Here is an 18,855-nt window from a genome sequence, read left to right on the forward strand (position 1 = left end):
ATTAATAACCTGTATTTTGAGTAAGATTTTGATTAGCAATCACATCCGAATTTGGCAGGGGCAATAGATTTCTATATTCATCAATTGAACGTCCTGCTAAAGTACCACCTTTCCATGGCCAGATGTAACTGCTACCAGTCAATCTTCCAAAACGGATCAAATCCGTACGGCGATACGCTTCGAAATACAATTCTCTAGAACGTTCTGCCAAAATAAAATCTAAAGTCAACGCCGTAATGTTTCCAGTTGCATTGCCATAAGCACGCTGACGAATAAGATTAACATATGAAATTGCCTGAGCCAATGAACCTCCAGTTCCGCCGCGAAGTACCGCTTCAGCATACATCAAATACACATCCGCCAATCGGAATAAAGGAAAATCCAATGAACTAAAAGTTCCTCCTTGCGAAGCACCTGCTTGCCCTGTAGATTTCATGTTTTTAAATTTTGTAATGCGCAATCCGTCTGTAAAAACTCCCAAATCATCATTCGTGATTTTATCGCCGAAAAATTGTGCGCGTTTATCGGTAGCTCCCGAATAATCACCAAAGGCCAAAGGCAAAGTGCTCGTTGTGCGATTGCCTCCCCAACCTCCGGTCGGCACACCAAAATTCGCTGGAATCATCTCTCCATTGATTGTCGAATTGATAATAAAGGTTGTTCCTCCATTATTTTGTGTCTGCACACCATCGTAATTCAAGCTGAAAATAATTTCATCTTTGCTGGTTGCATAATTGTCCTCCAAAAATAAATTGGCATAACTGCTTGCCAATGCATATCCCCCACCGATGACTTTTGTCGTATACGTAATGGCTTCTGTATATTTCGGCTGGTCGATGTAGACTTCAGCGTTCAGGTATAATTTTGATAACAAAGTCCAGACAGCAGCTTTATCCGCACGCCCGTATTCGTTTTTCTTAGGATCTGCCAATTTAGTTTCTAAATCCAGCAATTCCGTTTCGATGTAATCAAATAATTGCGGACGCATAATCTGATTTGGAGCGGTCGTTCCGATTAAATTTTCTTCGGTAACAAATGGCGGATTACCAAACAAATCCATCAGCACCCAATATTGATAGGCACGGATAAAACGTGCTTCGTTACGAAACGATTCGATGTCTGCAGTCTGAGAAATATTGCGTGCAGCTAATTTTTCTGGCGTACTTTCTCTCAAGAATTCATTGACTAAAGTAACCGTGTAAATGCATCTTGTGTAGATACCCTGGATCATGATGTTCGAAGCGTCTGGAGTTCCATAATTCATATCCGGAATACCAGGGTCATTCCAGCTGCATAGAGTTTCATCCGACGTCAGCTGCTGAATATTCCAATACAGGCGTAAAAAATCAGATTGCCCCGCATCAATTCCTGCAAGATCCGTAGCACCGGGGCCACCACCACCGGTCATTACCAAACTGCCATATACTTTTAAGAAAGCTTGTTGGTAACCTGTAAAATCTTTGTACACCTGCTCTGCAGTAATATCATTCGTCGGTGTAAGATCTAAAACATCTTTATTACAAGCGGTTAAAGAAGCAATAATCATTGCGCCCATAACAATATTTTTTTTCAAGTAATTCATCTCTTTACTTTTATAAAATTAAAAACCAAAATTCAAACCGAACGAGTACGTTCTAGGTCTTGGATACAACGTGTTGTCAATACCTTCAAAAATCTCCGGATCAATGCCTTTGTATTTTGTGATCACAAATACGTTCTGACAATTTGCACTAAGCATCAATGTAACCGAACCATCTTTATTCAAACTGCCCACATTGTATTGCAATCCGATGTTATCCATTTTTAAGAACGATGCATTTTTCACATAGTAATCGCTAGAATATTGATTGTTCACAAAATTCGTATTGTAGATATCTGTGGTTGCGTTATTGATAAATCCGGATGGATTCAAAATATTTCGTCCAACGCCATTTCCAGAAGACACGTTATCATACACGTAGTTTCCAAGATTAGCTCTTAAAACGGTACTCAATGTGATTTTCTTGTAGTTCAATGAAGTCGTAAAACCCATCATGTATTTTGGTGCAGGTTGCTGATAATAATACATATCGGATGGAGTAATCAAGCCGTCGCCATTTAAATCTTCATAAACGCCTTCCAAAGGTTTACCCGATTGATCATACACTTGCTTGTACACATAGAATTGGTAGGGCGCTAAACCGACAGAATGGTATTGAATCTGATTTCCTGTTCCTCCAGAAATACCTCTGGCTGCTAATTGGAAACCTGGATTGTCATTCAATGTCAAATTAGTCACTTTCGCTTCGTTGTATGTCAGGTTAAATCCTAAATCCCAATTGAAATTTTCTGATTTTACTGCTTGAATATTAATGCTTCCTTCAATTCCTCGGTTTTCCATATTACCTACATTCGTCAATAATTGGTTGCTGAAATTTGTTCCTACCGGAATGGTAACGGTCGCTAAAAGATCCCTGGTTTTCTTTTGGTAAGCATCGATGCTACCAAAAATTCTTCCACCCCAAAATCCATAATCCAAACCTATATTTGTTGTTGCTGTAGACTCCCATTTTAGGTTTTCATCATAAGCAATTGGCGTATATACATTGTAGAACGTATTGCCCATTTGGTAAAGACTTTGAGCTGTGCTCAAATAGTAATTAGGCAAATAGCTGTAGTTTGCAATACCGTCCTTATTACCAGTTTCACCATAACTCACCCTTAATTTTAAATCAGAGACCGCATCGTTATCTTTTAAGAAGTTTTCCCCTTTGATGCGCCAAGTCAAACCTGCAGACGGGAAAATACCCCAACGTCCTTCTGGGTTAAATTTGGAAGAACCATCCGTACGAATCGTTCCCGAAAGAATGTATTTGTCCGAAAACGAATAGATCAAACGGCCATAATAAGACAATAATTTATTTTGCTCCACAACGAAAGGAAAGTTTGGCGTCACCAACACATTGCCTAAAGCATTGTATTCGATTTCGTTATAAGGTGTCCTTTTGTTATCGTAATATCCATAACCTGCTGTTACGTTAATGTTGCTATTAATCGATGAAATATCTTTCGTATAGTTCAAATAAGCTTCAAAAAAGTTATTGTTCTGTGTTTCTCTGTAGCGTTGGAACTTTCCTTTATTAGCAAAATTTGAAGCTGCATTTTCAGGAATATACGTCGCTCCCCAGCCTTTTACCACATCATAACCAATGTTGGCGTTGATATGCAATTCTGGCAAGAAATGAAATGAATAATCCATCTGAAGATTACCTAAACTGCGGTTTGTTTCCGCACGGTTGCTATACAATTCTAGTTGTGCTAAAGGATTTCTTGGGGACAAAGGGTCAGGAACAGCGCCCTCTTGCCATTCAAAATATCCACCGTAAGGACTGGTTTCATCGTAAATAGGTTTTGTTGGATCAAAAGCAATCGCCGACCCAATAGCTGCCGTATTCGCGAATGTATTGTTCGTAATAGTTCCTTTAACGTTCAGATCAAACTTCAGGTGGTTGTCGAAAAATTTCGGAGAAATATTTAAACCTGATGTTGCGCGCTTCAAATAATCCGTTTTCAACGTTCCGGCTTGCTCAATATAGCCTAATGATATGCGGTAAGGCATGTTTGCCACTCCGCCCGAAAACGTAAAGTTATTGTCCGATGCAAAGGCATTTTGATAAATCGCATCTTGCCAATCAGTGTTGTAATCGGTCAATAAATCTTTTTGCGTATCGTTTCCATAGGTATTGACATATTCCCTGATCTGATCAGCTGTAAGCACATCAATCTTATTGGCAATTGTAGCTAAGCTGTTAACCGAAGAAACGCCAACTTTTAAACGGCCTATTTTTCCGCTTTTTGTGGTAATCAAAATCACTCCATTTGACGCTCTTGAACCGTAAATCGCTGTTGCATTCGCGTCCTTCAAGACAGTCATCGTTTCGATATCATTTGGATTGATCAACGCCAATGGGTTCGAAGCCCCGCTGATGTTGTCGCCGTTTAATGGGTTGCCATCGATTACGATCAAAGGATTATTGGAAGCTGTCAATGATGCTCCCCCGCGTACGCGAATCGTGCTTCCTGCGCCTGGTGCTCCTCCATTCGATGTGACCGAAACTCCAGCAACTTTCCCTTGAATCAATTGGTCAGGAGAAGTAATCGCACCTTTCTGAAAATCTTTTGATTGTACGGTAGACACCGAACCTGTTACCATTTTGCGGTCTACAGCTCCGTAACCGATCACGACAACTTCGCCAATCTCTTGATCATTCGAAGAAAGAATAAAATCTAAATTAGTTGAGGTTGGAATCTTGACATTCAGTTGGCTATTGGAATAACCGATGAACGAAGCGGAAACCAAATGGTCACCGGCTGTCAAACCTGTTAATGTATAGTTACCCTCCGCATCCGATGATGTCGAAATGCTTGTGCCCAATACACTGATGGTCGCCCCTGAAATCCCAACTTTGCTTTCGTCCGTCACACGCCCCTTTAAGACATTTTGCTGGCCAAAACTGAAGAATGAAATTAGCAGAAAACTTGTTAAAAAGCCAAGTTTGGCTAATGAGTAAATTCTGATCATACACTAGAATTTTTTGTTTATAAAATTGGTAATGCTGCCATCGTATTAGACAACATGACTAAGGTAAAATAGAGTTTTCACAAAAAAAAGAAAAATTATAAAATATTTTTCAAGATTAAAAATCGCTATTTTTATTTTTTAAAATTCTGAAAATCAATTTAATAAAAAATTGATTTTCAGAATTTCTTGGTGAAAAATAATTTATTTTTTCGGGAACGTTCTCGGAGTTTATCGAAAATTCTTCTTATTATTGATGTATAAACAAAATTATTGATGAAATTCGCTTCGTAAAGCGAGGTCATTTATTACACTTTTTCTATTGAGGATAAATGCAATTGATTGATATTTATAGTACATTTAAATCACCAATTTTAAATCATGCTTCAAAAGACATATTCCAAAAAACCTAGGCTTACTAGGCTTCAAATTTTCAACATGAGTTTTGGGTTCTTAGGAATTCAATTTGGTTTTGCTTTACAGACCGGAAATGCCTCCCGCATCTTACAGACGTTTGGAGCAGATGTCGAACATTTATCTTTATTCTGGTTAGCAGCGCCGCTGAGCGGGATGATCATACAGCCGATTGTGGGTTATTACAGCGACCGTACCTGGACTAAGCTGGGCAGGCGACGACCTTTCTTTTTGGCTGGAGCACTGATCGCTGCCATCTCGCTCGCCCTTATGCCAAACGCCGCTTTGTTTACGGCTATCTTACCCCCATTGATGATCGGGGCGGGCATGCTGATGATTATGGACGCTGCTTTTAATGTTTCGATGGAACCTTTCCGTGCTTTGGTTGCGGATAATCTACCCAAAGAACAGCATGGACAGGGATTTTCAATGCAGACTTTTCTTATTGGTGCGGGCGCAATTATTGGATCATTTCTTCCTTTTATCTTTTCAGAATATTTAGGCATTTCAAAAACAGCCGATGAAGGTTTTGTGCCTCAAAACGTGATCTGGTCTTTTTATGTAGGCGCTGCCATCCTTTTATTAGCGATCATCTGGACAGTTATATCGACCAAAGAATATAGCCCTGAAGAATTGAGGAGTTTCGATGAGGTGGTTTCAGAAGAAATAAAAGAAGAACAAAAAGGTTTTATGCTGGTTCTGAAAGACTTCAAAAACATGCCCAAAACCATGAAACAGCTGGGGCTTGTGCAATTTTTCTCTTGGTTCGCGTTGTTCTCCATGTGGGTATTTACGACGCCCGCCATTGCGCAGCATATCTACAAATTACCGACATCCGACACCTCGTCTGCCGCATATGCCGATGCCGGAAACCTGACTGGGGTTTTATTTGGAGTGTATAATGTTGTTGCTACCGCAATGGCGTTATGCCTGCCTTTTTTCTATCGGAAATTTGGAAAGAAGAAAACACATTTTCTATCCCTTGCGATCTGCGGATTGGGTTTTATCTCGATGCTTTTTATTGAAGATAAAAACCTGTTGTTTATACCGATGATTGCTGTTGGTATTGCTTGGGCAAGTATTTTGGCTACGCCCTATGCTTTATTGGCGAATGCGTTGCCAGCACGAAAAATGGGTCTGTATATGGGGATATTTAATTTCTTTATTACGTTGCCACAAATTGTAAATGGTTTTTTCGGTGGTTGGATTGTCAAGCATATCTTTCAGGGACAAGCAATTTACTCCCTGACTATGGCTGGCGTATTTATGCTTCTCGCCGCTGTTACCACGCTATGGATTTCCGAAGAAAAAATTAAAAAGTAAAGAGTAAAAAATCTAGAAAGCAGGAAGGCTTTTAACGTTTAAAGACCGCAGAGGACTCGGAACAGGCACAAAAGACACAGAGAAAGAATTTTTACGATAGTTGCTCTTCATGAGGTGCAAAGATTCGGATCCTCAAAAACTCTGTGACATCTTCGTAAATCCCTGTTTTTCAAAGTAAAAAATACTGAGTTAGGAATAGTTTATGATTAAACGCATAAAAACCCCTATTCTTTACTCCTTGTTCCTTACTCCTTATTCCTTGCTCTTAATAGCTTCCTTTCAAAGAAGAATCTCTAATCATTAGCTCCGACTCCAGCACAAATTCCTGATGAGTTTGCTTAGGGTTTTCATCAGCGAGCTTTTCCAATAATAAAGACGCAGCCTTCTCTCCTATTTTAATGGCTGGCTGTTTTATTGTGGTTAATGGTGGATTTAATAAAGATGCAATTTCGAGACTTGAAAACGCTGCGATTTTAATGTCTTGAGGGATTTGAAGCTTCATTGATTGACAGACTTGATACGTGGAAAATGCAAGGCGCTCCACCGAAGCCAAGATTCCGTCAGGATGATTGACTTCAATCATGTGCTCAATGATGACCGCATTTTCTTCATACGAATTTGTGCAATCCACAATCAAACGCTTCCGGATCGGAATTCTATTTTTCTTTAGCGCATCGACATAACCTTGCATACGGGTTTTACCAATCGACTGCTCTTTATTCACCACTAGGTACGCAATGCGTTCGCAGCCATTATCAATCAAATGCTGAGTGGCGTGGTAGCTGCTGTTGTAATCATCGGTAATAATTTTCGGGACACCCACTTCCTCATAAATCCGATCGAACAGGATCAATGGAAATCCAAAACTCTCGATATTATTTAGGTAGCTATGGTCGGTCGCTTCTCCCGAAGCCGACATCACCACGCCATCAACACGGCCATTCGACAGGCTTCGCATAAATTCCCGTTCCTTTTGAATATCATCGTCGGTTACAAAAATCAGAATGTGATAGCCCGCCGTTTTCGCAACCTTCTCTACGCCCTGAATAATCTGCGAGAAATAATTATTGGCCAATTCGGGAATAATCACCGCAATGGTCTTGCTTTTTTGCTCCCGCAAATTGCTGGCATAATGGTTAGGCTGATAATTTAGTTCAGCTGCCTTTTCCAGAATGCGCTTCCTTGTTTCGGGATTAATGTCATTTGTATTTCTAAATGCCCTCGAAACCGTGGATGTAGAAATATTCAAGACCTCAGCTAGCGTATGTATATCAATCTTTGCCATATCAAATAGAGACCGCCAAATTAACCTTAATTAGTAAGAAAAAAAACTACTATTTACAGTTCCCATTTTTCGCATTGCTGCAGAAAGCTCTCCTTTATAGACGCGCCAATGCCGATCGCTTCCGGAAGCACAATTTTATAGCCATCAAATTGCACACCTCCCTGAACTGGATCTTCCAAATGTCCAATCATGCAGGTATCCATATCGAAAAATTTGACGTTTGGGGCCGCGTAAGCAAAATGCACTTTGGCCGTCAGCGCCAATCGGGATTCCAGCATTCCTCCAATCATGCAATGCACACCATACTGAGAAGCGACGTTTTGGATTTTCAGCGCTTTGCGAATGCCTCCCGATTTTGAAAACTTGATGTTGATGTAGTCGCACGCATCTGTCCTGCAGATTCTGTCTGCATCATGATGTGAATAGACCGACTCATCGGCCATAATCGGAATAATCGTTTCTGTCCGTAATTGCGGCAGCAAATGGTCGTTGTACGTGCGCATAGGTTGTTCGCAGAATTGGATTTTATAGGCTTCCATGCCTTGCAAAGCTTCAATTGCCTGTTCAAAAGACCAGCCTTGATTCGCATCGATGCGAATCGGAATATCAAAACCGACTGCCTTTCGTATTGCTTTGATGCGCTCGATATCGTCGGCAGGCTGTTTGCCTAACTTCACTTTCAATATCTCTGCACCATTCTCTTTGAAAGCCAAGGCTTTCGTTGCCATTTCTTCAGCAGAGCTGATGCCGACCGTAATATCGGTCGTAATTTCACGGACTGCACCTTCCAAGAATTTGTACAAGGGTAAATTCGCATGCTTCGCCGCCAGATCAAACAATGCCATCTCGAACGCAGATTTGATGGTTGTATTTCCGGCGATAAACAAATCCAATTCGCCCATCCGATCATCAATTTTTAAAGGATCTTTTCCCTTCCATAGTTTTGCAAATTCCTTCGCCAGCACGATGCAGGTGTCTTGGGTTTCACCGACAATCATCGGAAAGGCAGAACATTCGCCAGTACCCTCTAAGCCAGAGTCGGTATAAATTTTCACACAGGTATTTTGTGCATAATCCATAGTCCCTGTCGCAATGACAAATGGCTCCATAGGAATGCTTAATCTATAAATCTCTATTCTGTTAATCAGCATACAAAAAGGTTAAATACAAAGGTAAGCATTGCATTATGAAATTTTCAACAGAATATCTTTTAAATACAAAATCATCGATTTTTGGAGTTTATCATTACAAATAAATTAAAAGGAATGATTATAAATTACAAAAAACATAATATAAAATTATTTTTATTGCTATATTAGCATTTCCAAAAAGATTTTTTAGTAATGATAAATGAAGGAATGAGCGCTGCAGGACTTTATGATCCTAATTTTGAACACGATGCGTGCGGTGTAGGTTTTGTAGCCCATATCAAAGGCAACAAATCTCATCAGCAAGTTAGGGATGCTTTAACCATGTTGGAAAACATGGAGCATCGCGGAGCTTGCGGTTGTGATCCAGAATCAGGAGATGGAGCCGGAATAATGATTCAATTGCCCCACGAGTTTTTGTGGGAAGAATGTATTTCTTTAGGAATACAATTAGAAGAGCCCGGATATTACGGAACTGGAATGCTGTTTCTGCCCAAGGAAGAAGCATTGAATAAGATTTGTAGAGATACAATTATCGAAGCGACTTCGGAAAGAAATATGAAGTTCTTAGGATTCCGAACGGTTCCAGTCAATAGAGAAGGCATCGGGCCAACAGCCTTAAGCGCTGAGCCTGAAATCGTCCAGTTTTTTGTCTCCCGCCCAGAAGGCATCAAAAACACGGAAGAATTCGAACGCAAATTATTTGTGTTGAGACGATTGATTATTCAAAAGATAAAACTACACCAGGAATATCCTTTGCCATTGTACATGGCATCGCTTTCTTGTAAAACAATTATTTATAAAGGTCAATTAACCACTTACCAAGTTGGAACATATTTCGAGGACTTAAAAGATCCTCGCGTTGTTTCGGCTTTCGGTCTAGTGCATTCGCGTTTCTCGACCAATACATTTCCCTCGTGGTCATTGGCGCAGCCATTCCGCATCATCGCGCATAATGGGGAAATCAATACGCTGACAGGAAATTTAAACTGGTTCTACGCAGGCATGCGTGCCCTTTCATCGCCTTATTTTACGGAAGATGAAATGGAAATATTATTGCCAGTAGTCGATCGCGGACAATCGGATTCAGCTTGCCTGGATAACGTGGTCGAATTGCTTTTGCATTGTGGCAGAAGCCTTCCGCACGTGATGCTGATGTTAGTTCCCGAAGCTTGGGACGGAAATACCCAAATGGATCCGTTGAAAAAAGCGTTTTATGAATACCATGCGACGCTTATGGAACCTTGGGACGGACCGGCAGCTTTGTGTTTTACAGACGGAAAAACAATTGGCGCGACCTTAGACCGCAATGGCTTGAGACCTTTGCGCTATGCAATCACATCGGATGACCGCGTAGTCGTAGCTTCTGAAGCTGGCGCATTGCCAATTCCAGAAAGTCTGATTATTAAAAAAGGACGTCAGCAACCCGGAAAAATATTCGTTGTTGACATGGAAGCTGGAATTATCCGTTCTGACGAAGAGGTCAAGGGACATTTAGTTACACAGCAGCCTTACGGCGAATGGTTGGACAATTACAAAATCCGCATGGAGGAATTGGAAAAACCGAGGGTCACTTACACCTATCTATCTAAAGAATCGGTTTTCAAATACCAGCAGGCTTTTGGCTATTCCAGAGAAGATTTGGAAACCATCTTAACGCCGATGGCATTGACTGGCTACGAGCCCATCGGCTCTATGGGAACGGATGTTCCTTTAGCGGTCTTGTCCGAACAACCTCAACATTTATCAAGTTATTTTAAGCAGTTTTTCGCACAAGTTACCAATCCGCCAATCGATCCAATTCGCGAACGTTTGGTCATGAGTTTGGCGACTTTTATAGGAAATGCAGGAAACATCCTAATTGAGGATAAAAAATTCTGTCATTGTGTAACCTTAGAACATCCGATTTTGACTTCCAGCGAGCTGGAGAAATTGCGTTCTATCGATACAGGCGTTTTCCAAGCAAAAACATTGCAGTTATATTTTAAAGCTGATGGCAAAGCAGGCAGTTTAGATGCTGGTATCGAACGTTTATGCCGTTATGCAGATGACGCCGTACGCGATGGTTTCGAAGTGATTATTTTATCAGATCGAGCGATCGATTCACAACATGCACCGATTCCTTCCATATTAGCTGTATCTGCAGTTCATCACCACCTGATCAAAACGGGAAATCGTGGCGCTGTAGGTTTGGTTGTCGAAGCTGGAGATGTTTGGGAGGTCCATCATTTTGCATGTTTACTGGCATTTGGTGCTACCGCAATCAATCCGTACATGGCATTGGCGAGTATCCGCACAATGAAAGAACAGGGTCATTTAGAAACTGATCTAAATTGGGAAGAGCTTAAGAAAAATTATGTAAAAGCAATCTGTGCTGGGCTTCTGAAGATTTTCTCGAAAATGGGAATCTCTACTTTGCAGTCTTATCACGGTGCGCAGATTTTCGAAGTATTGGGCATCGACCAATCCGTAGTAGATAAATATTTCTGTGGAGCGGTTTCCAGAATCGGCGGTTTAGAATTGGACGATATTGCGAAAGAGGTTTTAGCGAAGCATTATGGTGCTTTCAGCAATGCCCGAGTAGAAAAAAGCTTGCTTCCTGAAGGTGGAATTTATCAGTGGAAACGCCGTGGCGAAGGTCACTTATGGAATCCGCAAACGGTTCATTTATTGCAACAGGCTTGCCGGAACAATGATTTTGAGTCCTACAAAAAATACGCTTCATTGATCAATAATCAAAAAGAGCACATGTTCACCTTGCGGGGATTATTGGATTTCGCGAAACACAGAACACCAGTTCCATTAAACGAAGTGGAATCTGCAAAAAGCATTATGAAACGTTTTGCGACAGGCGCGATGTCTTTAGGGTCGATCTCGACAGAAGCGCATAGCACGTTAGCCATCGCAATGAACCGTATCGGAGCAAAAAGCAATACAGGAGAAGGCGGTGAAGATGCGATCCGTTTTGAACGTTTGCCAAATGGCGATTCCATGCGCTCGGCAATTAAGCAAGTAGCTTCGGCACGTTTCGGAGTGACTTCACATTACTTGACTGAAGCGGATGAAATTCAGATTAAAATGGCCCAAGGTGCAAAACCCGGAGAAGGCGGACAGTTGCCAGGTCACAAAGTGAATGAGTTTATCGCTCGATTGAGACACTCAACGCCAGGTGTTGGTTTGATTTCGCCACCTCCGCATCACGATATTTATTCCATCGAGGATTTAGCACAATTGATTTTCGATTTGAAAAATGCAAATCGTGCAGCAAGAATCAATGTAAAATTAGTTTCGAAAGCTGGTGTTGGAACCATCGCTGCTGGAGTTGCAAAAGCACATGCCGATGTGATTTTAATCGCAGGTTACGATGGCGGAACAGGCGCCTCACCGATCAGTTCTGTTAAGCATGCAGGGCTGCCTTGGGAATTAGGTTTAGCCGAAGCACATCAGACATTAGTACAGAATAAATTAAGAAGCCGCGTAGTTCTTCAGGCCGATGGCCAAATGAAAACTGGACGGGATATTGTTATCGCCACCTTATTGGGAGCGGAAGAATGGGGAGTTGCAACAGCAGCATTGATTGCAGGCGGATGTATCATGATGCGCAAATGTCATTTGAACACCTGTCCTGTAGGCGTAGCTACACAAGACCCTGAGCTTCAGAAACTGTTTACCGGAAAACCGGAAGACATTGTACATCTGTTCGGATTTTTAGCTGAAGAGATTCGTGAGACCATGGCTGAATTGGGTTTCCGCACCATCAATGAAATGGTGGGACGCGCACAATTCTTAAAGAAACGCGAAAACATCGACCATTGGAAAGCATCCAAAATCGATTTCTCTAAAATCTTGTATGTTTCACGTCAGGAACTTTCAGAAACATTGCACAACACACAAGAGCAAGACCATGGCTTAGGAATGATTTTAGATTGGGGATTGTTGAAACAAGCTAAAAATGCTTTGGACACAAAAACCCCAGTATTCGGAACGTTCCATGTCAAAAATACAGACCGTACGATCGGAACCTTGCTATCCAATGAAATATCCAAAGTTTATGGAGCTGAAGGTCTGCCAGACAACACCATCAACTTTAAGTTTGAAGGTTCTGCTGGACAATCTTTTGGCGCATTTGCGACAAAAGGAATTTCCTTTGAATTGGAAGGTGAAGCGAACGATTATGTTGGAAAAGGACTTTCTGGTGCTCAACTGGCAATTTATCCTACAGAAGACAGTCCGTTAACAGCACAGGACAACATCATTATTGGAAATGTGGCACTTTACGGTGCAACGTCCGGACATTTATTCATCAACGGAATGGCGGGCGAACGCTTTGCTGTTCGTAATTCAGGCGCGACAGCAGTTGTTGAGGGCATTGGAGACCATGGCTGTGAATACATGACGGGTGGAAGAGCCTTGATTTTAGGTGCGACCGGACGGAATTTTGCTGCCGGAATGAGCGGTGGATTGGCTTGGATTTATGATGTGAATGGCACATTCTCTGAAAACTGCAATCAAGAAATGGTCGACTTAGATCCATTGCAAGCAGAAGATGAAACAGCAATCATCACATTGCTGAAAAGACACATTCATCTGACCAACAGTGAAATTGCAAATTTCATTCTGAATAATTGGTCTGCAGAGAAAAATAGATTTATCAAAGTATTCCCTCGTGAATACAAAAATGTATTGAACAAAAAATTAGTAGTCGCTTAATCGGAAGGAGAATATAAAAATGGGAAAACCAACAGGATTTTTAGAATTTGATAGAGCCCTTCCTCAAAAAGAAAAGGCTGATGCTCGGGTACAGAATTACCAAGAGTTTGTAAAAGAATATAGCGCCGAGCAATTGCATGATCAATCGGCGCGATGCATGAATTGCGGTATTCCTTTTTGTCATTCAGGATGCCCTTTGGGCAATGTCATTCCTGAATTCAATGATGCCGTCTACGATGGCAAATGGGAAGAAGCTTACCAAATATTGATTTCAACAAATAACTTTCCAGAATTTACAGGAAGAATTTGTCCAGCACCTTGTGAAGCGGCCTGTGTTTTAGGCATCAACAAATCACCAGTTGCCATCGAGGAAATCGAAAAACACATTATCGAAATCGCTTTTCGAAATGAGTATGTGAAAGCCAGCAGCACTTACCTGAAAACAGGTAAAAAAGTAGCTGTTGTAGGATCTGGCCCTGCTGGATTGGCCGCCGCGGCGCAATTAAATAAAGCGGGCCATGATGTGGTTGTTTACGAAAGAGATGATAAAGTCGGTGGATTATTGCGTTATGGAATCCCTGATTTCAAATTAGAGAAAACAGTGATCGACCGCAGGGTCGATGTGATGAAAGCGTCGGGCATTGAATTTCGGACCAATGCCGAAGTTGGCAAAAATGTTCCTGCTGCTGAATTAAAGGATTTCGATGCAATTGTTTTAGCAGGAGGATCAACAATTCCACGTGATTTGCCAATCAAAGGAAGAGAATTGAAAGGCGTTCATTATGCGATGGAATTTTTGAAGCAACAGAACAAACGTGTTGGATTATCGACTTTTGAAGAGCAAGATATTTTGGCGACAGGCAAGAATGTGTTAGTTATTGGTGGTGGCGATACGGGTTCCGATTGTGTAGGAACATCGAACCGTCATGGTGCCAAATCGGTAACGCAATTTGAGCTTATGCCACAGCCTCCTCAAAAAAGGACAGACGGCATGCCTTGGCCAACCTATCCTATGTTGTTAAAGACAACCACTTCTCATGAAGAAGGCTGTCAACGCCATTGGAGCATCAGCACAAAAGAATTTTTAGGAGACGATGAAGGAAATCTGCGCGCAGCTTTAATCGTTGACTTGGAATGGGAAACTGACCATTTAGGCAGACCAACAAAATTCAAAGAAGTAGAAGGCTCTTTACGGGAAATTCCTTGCGAATTGGTAACGCTTGCAATGGGATTTTTGCATCCGCAACAACAAGGTTTATTAGAACAGTTGGGAGTCGAGTTTGATGTGCGAGGCAATGTATTGGCAACAGAAGGCGACTACCAAACTTCGGTAAACAAGGTATTTGCTGCAGGCGATATGCGCCGCGGTCAATCCCTAGTTGTTTGGGCAATTTCTGAAGGACGCGAATGCGCACGCAAAGTTGATGAGTTTTTAATGGGCTTTTCAGAATTGGAATCCAAAGATAAAGCTGTTAGCTACGCTGTATAATAATACGTATTTACTAAAACCGATTGGCTGGAGAGTTATCTCCAGCTTTTTTTTGTCACAATTTTACCATTCAATTAAATCTTCTGAAACTAAATTATCTCCGTATTGTTTTACTAACAAACAGATTATCATGGGTAAAATAATAGCAGAACAATTAGTAGATTATCTAGTCGAAGCTGGAGTTAAACGAATATATGCCGTCACAGGTGATAGCCTAAATTATTTAAACGATGCTGTCCGCAAAGACGGAAGACTGAAATGGATACATGTACGGCATGAAGAAGTTGGAGCTTATGCCGCAGCTGCTGAAGCCGAATTAGATGGCATTGCCTGCTGTGCTGGATCCTGCGGACCCGGACATGTGCATTTGATCAATGGAGTATATGATGCCCATCGTTCCCATGTCCCCTTGATTGTGATTGCTTCGACCATCAACACCATCGAGATGGGTATGGATTATTTTCAAGAAACAAATACTTATAAATTATTTGACGACTGCAGCTGTTATAACCAATTGATCACGACTGCTGAGCAAGCTCCGAGAGTAATTCAGACGGCCATTCAGCATGCGATTTCACAGAAAGATGTTGCTGTGATTGGCTTGCCAGGCGATGTGTCGGAAATGGATGCAAAAACAGGAAACAACGCAGAAAAGTTTTTCTTTACAAACCCAATCGTCAGACCGAACAACAAAGAATTAGCAGAAATTGCCCAGCTATTAAATGATTCCGATTCAACCACCATTTTTTGTGGGATCGGCGCAAAAGATGCTAGACAAGAAGTTATTGCTCTTGCTGAAACTCTTCAAGCTCCAGTTGGCTATTCTTTTCGGGCTAAAATGGGCATTCAGTATAACAACCCCTACGAAATTGGCATGACTGGATTACTTGGTCAGCCCGCTGCTTATCATAGCATGCATGACTCAGATGTAATCTTGCTATTGGGAACAGATTTCCCATATGACAAATTTATTCCAGCGGATTGTACGATAATTCAAATTGACATTAACGCGCATCGCTTAGGCCGTCGAGGAAAAATAGACTTCGCTGCTTGCGGTGATATCAAAGACACGTTAACCGCCTTAATCCCTTTGCTCAATAAAAAGGAAAGCGATAAATTTCTTCAAAAACATCTGGAAATGCATGAGAAAACCAAAAGTCACATGCAATCCTTTATCGAAGATCAAGGCGAAGAAAATGCAATCCAACCTGAATTTGTTGCGCACACATTGGATAAGCTTGTTGCACGAAATGCGATTTTCACTGTTGACACTGGGATGAGCTGCGTTTGGGGCGCGCGCTTTATTACAGACACGGGTCAACGCGAGCTTTTAGGCTCGTTCAACCATGGTTCTATGGCCAACGCGATGCCAATGGCTATTGGCGCCGCATTAGCTCATCCAGAACGTCAAATTATTGCAATGTGTGGTGACGGCGGTCTTTCGATGTTGTTGGGCGATTTAGCAACCATAAAACAATACAATCTTCCAATCAAGATTATTGTTTTTAACAATCGTTCTTTAGGCATGGTGAAACTAGAAATGGAGGTTGCGGGATTGCCAGATAATGAAACTGACATGATTAACCCCGATTTTGCAATGGTTGCTGCCGCAATGGGCTTCCGAGGTGTCAATGTACAAAAACCGAACGAAGTCGAACCCGCCATCTTGGACGCGCTAAATCATCCCGACCCCGTATTGGTAAATATTTTCACGAATCCGAATGCATTGGCTATGCCACCAAAGGTTGAATGGGAACAAGTCAAAGGAATGACGCAATCCATGACAAAACTAATGCTCGGCGGAAAAATGGATGAAGTTTGGGAAACGATTAAATCTAACTACAAACATATCAAAGAATTATAGAAATTAAAAAATCCCTTAACTTGCATATTTTAAGGGATTTCTATTCATTTATTCTATATTTCAAATCCATAATAGCTCCCAAAATCCGTATTATCTGAATTTCTCGATCTGAAATTATGGAATAAAAAATGATGTGTTTATTTATTAAGTAACCCAAAACATCTGGATGAATATTTTTATACCTTCTCCCAATTGGTGGATTATTCGCTATTTTCTGACAGCATAAGATTATTTCATGGTAATATTTATCGGCTTGAGCTTCCGACCATTTCTTAAAAGTATACGTATATATATTTGATAGGTCTTTGACAGCTTTATTAGTAAAGAGATAATTATTCACCTTTCTTCAAATCAGTTTTCAAAGTATTTAGGTGCGCTATTGGATCAAAGTCCTCTGCAAAACCGCTATCAAATCCCTCCTGAATTGAACTCTTTAAATCCAAAATTCTATTTTCCTCCTCTTCTAACAATCTTAATCCTGCTCGGATAACTTCACTCATGTTCGAATAACGTCCTTCGGAAATTTGGCTATCGACAAATTCTTCAAAGTGCTCGCCTAATAAAATATCTTTTGAGTGTTCCATAATCATTGAGAATTGAACTAATCACATAAAGTTACATAATTTATCATTTTTTTCAAAAGCTAAACTACTACTATAGATTTCACAATTATCAGAATTGATACTTTTTCACTAAAGCTCCGTCAAGAAAAATCAGCTAAAATCTGACATTTGGTATTCCGACTCCCCATCTGTTATGTTAAAACCTAGACCTTGGTTCTCTTTCCCTACGTTCGTCTACAACATCACTTTGAACTAGCCGGTCGTTAACATAGGTCAGCCTTGATGTCACTTCATACCACATACTCATTCTTAACACCCTATCAATATAAAACTGCTCGTCCACTAGCTGATTTTTATCGTTATAATAAAAACTTACTCGACTCGGCTTGCCTACGACCTTAATCACTTCTTCCTTGGACATTCCAGGCTTCACATTGGAACTATTTAATACCGATTCCATTCTAGCCGCGGCACAGCCACCGAACGTCAAAAAGATAACAGCAATAAACGACATGGAAAATATTCTTTTCATTGTCTTTGAATTTTTAGGGTTAATCATAAACTTAGTTTTATTATTTCGACTAACTTAAAAGAATTAAGTTTAATGAATTAAAAGAATATTGGATTGAGAATAGGCCCTACTTTCTAGTTAAATATTTATACAGAATAATCAAATTCACCATTGCCAAAAATAGTGTTGGAATCAGCCTGAAGGTTTGATGATTGGAAATCAACAAGTTCAAAGTTTCGACACGGTATTCATTTTGTAGTTGGACATGGATAGGAACTTGAACCAAAACCGAAAAAATAAGTATGAAAAGAAGCAAAAAAAAGGATATCAGAAAAAGAGTCTTAAAGCTTCGTGCCAATTTCATAAACAGCAAAAAAACATTCAATAAAAGGGTAAATCCCAAAGGAAGGAAAAGATATAATTTTAATAGTTTTTCTAACTCGATATGGTATTTTTTAAATTCAGTATTGCCGATAAAATACCAGCTTTTGTAGTTTACGTCATTTTCGATTGCCAATGCACCTATCGAATAAAATAAAAACCCGAAATAAAAAACAAGGATAAGTCTTGAGAATTTTGAATGTTCCATATATCAAAAAAATTAGCTTATGATCATCATTCAGCAAGGATATTGTATTATGCGCATTCATGTTGGAACAAAAATATCAATTAAATATACCGAAAAATTTAGGCAATAAAAAAAGCCTCTCGAAAGAGGCTTGATTTAGTAGCGGGAACCAGACTCGAACTGATGACCTTCGGGTTATGAGCCCGACGAGCTACCAACTGCTCCATCCCGCAATGTATTTTAAATATTGTTGAGTCAACCGAAGTTGACTTGTTTAGTAGCGGGAACCAGACTCGAACTGATGACCTTCGGGTTATGAGCCCGACGAGCTACCAACTGCTCCATCCCGCAATATATTTTAAAATGCGTTATTTTTTGGTGTTTAACGCGAATTGCTTATCCTTTTATTGGAGCACAAAGAT

12 protein-coding genes and 2 tRNA genes are annotated in these 18,855 nt (G+C 40.6%); 4 read left to right on the forward strand and 10 right to left on the reverse strand.

Annotated elements, in window-relative coordinates:
- Nucleotide 1: 1 nt before the first annotated feature.
- Nucleotides 2–1,582, reverse strand: a complete 1,581-nt coding sequence (locus C4F49_RS07615) for a RagB/SusD family nutrient uptake outer membrane protein (protein ID WP_196935275.1) — start codon at nt 1,580–1,582, stop codon at nt 2–4.
- Nucleotides 1,583–1,600: 18 nt separating this feature from the next.
- Nucleotides 1,601–4,561 carry a SusC/RagA family TonB-linked outer membrane protein gene (locus tag C4F49_RS07620; RefSeq protein WP_196935276.1) on the reverse strand — a complete coding sequence of 987 codons (2,961 nt, stop codon included), beginning with the start codon at nt 4,559–4,561 and terminating at the stop codon, nt 1,601–1,603.
- A gap of 435 nt (nt 4,562–4,996) precedes the next feature.
- Here C4F49_RS07620 and C4F49_RS07625 point away from each other — a divergent pair, with 435 nt between their 5' ends.
- Nucleotides 4,997–6,295, forward strand: coding sequence for an MFS transporter (locus C4F49_RS07625; RefSeq protein WP_231388235.1), 1,299 nt, complete (start codon nt 4,997–4,999; stop codon nt 6,293–6,295).
- Between the two features lie 265 nt (nt 6,296–6,560).
- Here C4F49_RS07625 and C4F49_RS07630 read toward each other — a convergent pair whose 3' ends face one another.
- Both C4F49_RS07630 and C4F49_RS07635 read right to left on the reverse strand, forming a co-directional pair.
- Nucleotides 6,561–7,580, reverse strand: a complete 1,020-nt coding sequence (locus C4F49_RS07630; protein WP_196935278.1) for a LacI family DNA-binding transcriptional regulator — start codon at nt 7,578–7,580, stop codon at nt 6,561–6,563.
- Nucleotides 7,581–7,633: 53 nt separating this feature from the next.
- Nucleotides 7,634–8,731 carry a mandelate racemase/muconate lactonizing enzyme family protein gene (locus C4F49_RS07635; protein ID WP_196935279.1) on the reverse strand — a complete coding sequence of 366 codons (1,098 nt, stop codon included), beginning with the start codon at nt 8,729–8,731 and terminating at the stop codon, nt 7,634–7,636.
- Nucleotides 8,732–8,923: 192 nt separating this feature from the next.
- Between C4F49_RS07635 and gltB the strand changes: the two genes are divergently transcribed.
- The 3 genes from gltB (at nt 8,924) to C4F49_RS07650 (ending at nt 16,791) form a co-directional block, all read left to right on the forward strand.
- Nucleotides 8,924–13,438, forward strand: coding sequence for a glutamate synthase large subunit (gene gltB / locus C4F49_RS07640; RefSeq protein WP_231388236.1), 4,515 nt, complete (start codon nt 8,924–8,926; stop codon nt 13,436–13,438).
- Between the two features lie 19 nt (nt 13,439–13,457).
- Nucleotides 13,458–14,927 (forward strand): glutamate synthase subunit beta, encoded by a 1,470-nt coding sequence (locus C4F49_RS07645; protein ID WP_196935280.1) that lies wholly within the window; start codon nt 13,458–13,460, stop codon nt 14,925–14,927.
- A 130-nt stretch (nt 14,928–15,057) separates the two neighbouring features.
- Complete coding sequence (locus tag C4F49_RS07650; protein WP_196935281.1) at nt 15,058–16,791, forward strand: thiamine pyrophosphate-dependent enzyme; 1,734 nt, start codon at nt 15,058–15,060, stop codon at nt 16,789–16,791.
- 40 nt (nt 16,792–16,831) lie between these two features.
- On the opposite strand, the gene C4F49_RS18155 is transcribed toward C4F49_RS07650, so the two are convergent.
- The 6 genes from C4F49_RS18155 to C4F49_RS07680 form a co-directional block, all read right to left on the reverse strand.
- Complete coding sequence (locus tag C4F49_RS18155) at nt 16,832–17,131, reverse strand: type II toxin-antitoxin system RelE/ParE family toxin (protein ID WP_196935282.1); 300 nt, start codon at nt 17,129–17,131, stop codon at nt 16,832–16,834.
- Nucleotides 17,124–17,375: a type II toxin-antitoxin system ParD family antitoxin gene (locus C4F49_RS07660; protein WP_196935283.1), complete on the reverse strand. Its 252-nt coding sequence runs from the start codon at nt 17,373–17,375 to the stop codon at nt 17,124–17,126. Before C4F49_RS07660 ends, C4F49_RS18155 begins: the two co-directional genes overlap by 8 nt.
- Before the next feature lie 175 nt (nt 17,376–17,550).
- Nucleotides 17,551–17,913, reverse strand: coding sequence for a hypothetical protein (locus C4F49_RS07665; RefSeq protein ID WP_196935284.1), 363 nt, complete (start codon nt 17,911–17,913; stop codon nt 17,551–17,553).
- Nucleotides 17,914–17,992: 79 nt separating this feature from the next.
- The gene (locus tag C4F49_RS07670; RefSeq protein WP_196935285.1) at nt 17,993–18,454 is read right to left on the reverse strand and encodes a hypothetical protein; all 462 of its coding nucleotides are present in this window, start codon (nt 18,452–18,454) and stop codon (nt 17,993–17,995) included.
- 139 nt (nt 18,455–18,593) lie between these two features.
- A tRNA-Met gene (locus tag C4F49_RS07675) sits at nt 18,594–18,666 on the reverse strand.
- Between the two features lie 45 nt (nt 18,667–18,711).
- Nucleotides 18,712–18,784 (reverse strand) — tRNA-Met (locus C4F49_RS07680).
- Nucleotides 18,785–18,855: the final 71 nt, after the last annotated feature.

It is taken from the genome of Sphingobacterium hungaricum (assembly GCF_015210005.1).
In the GTDB taxonomy this organism is placed as follows: Bacteria; Bacteroidota; Bacteroidia; order Sphingobacteriales; family Sphingobacteriaceae; genus Sphingobacterium; species Sphingobacterium hungaricum.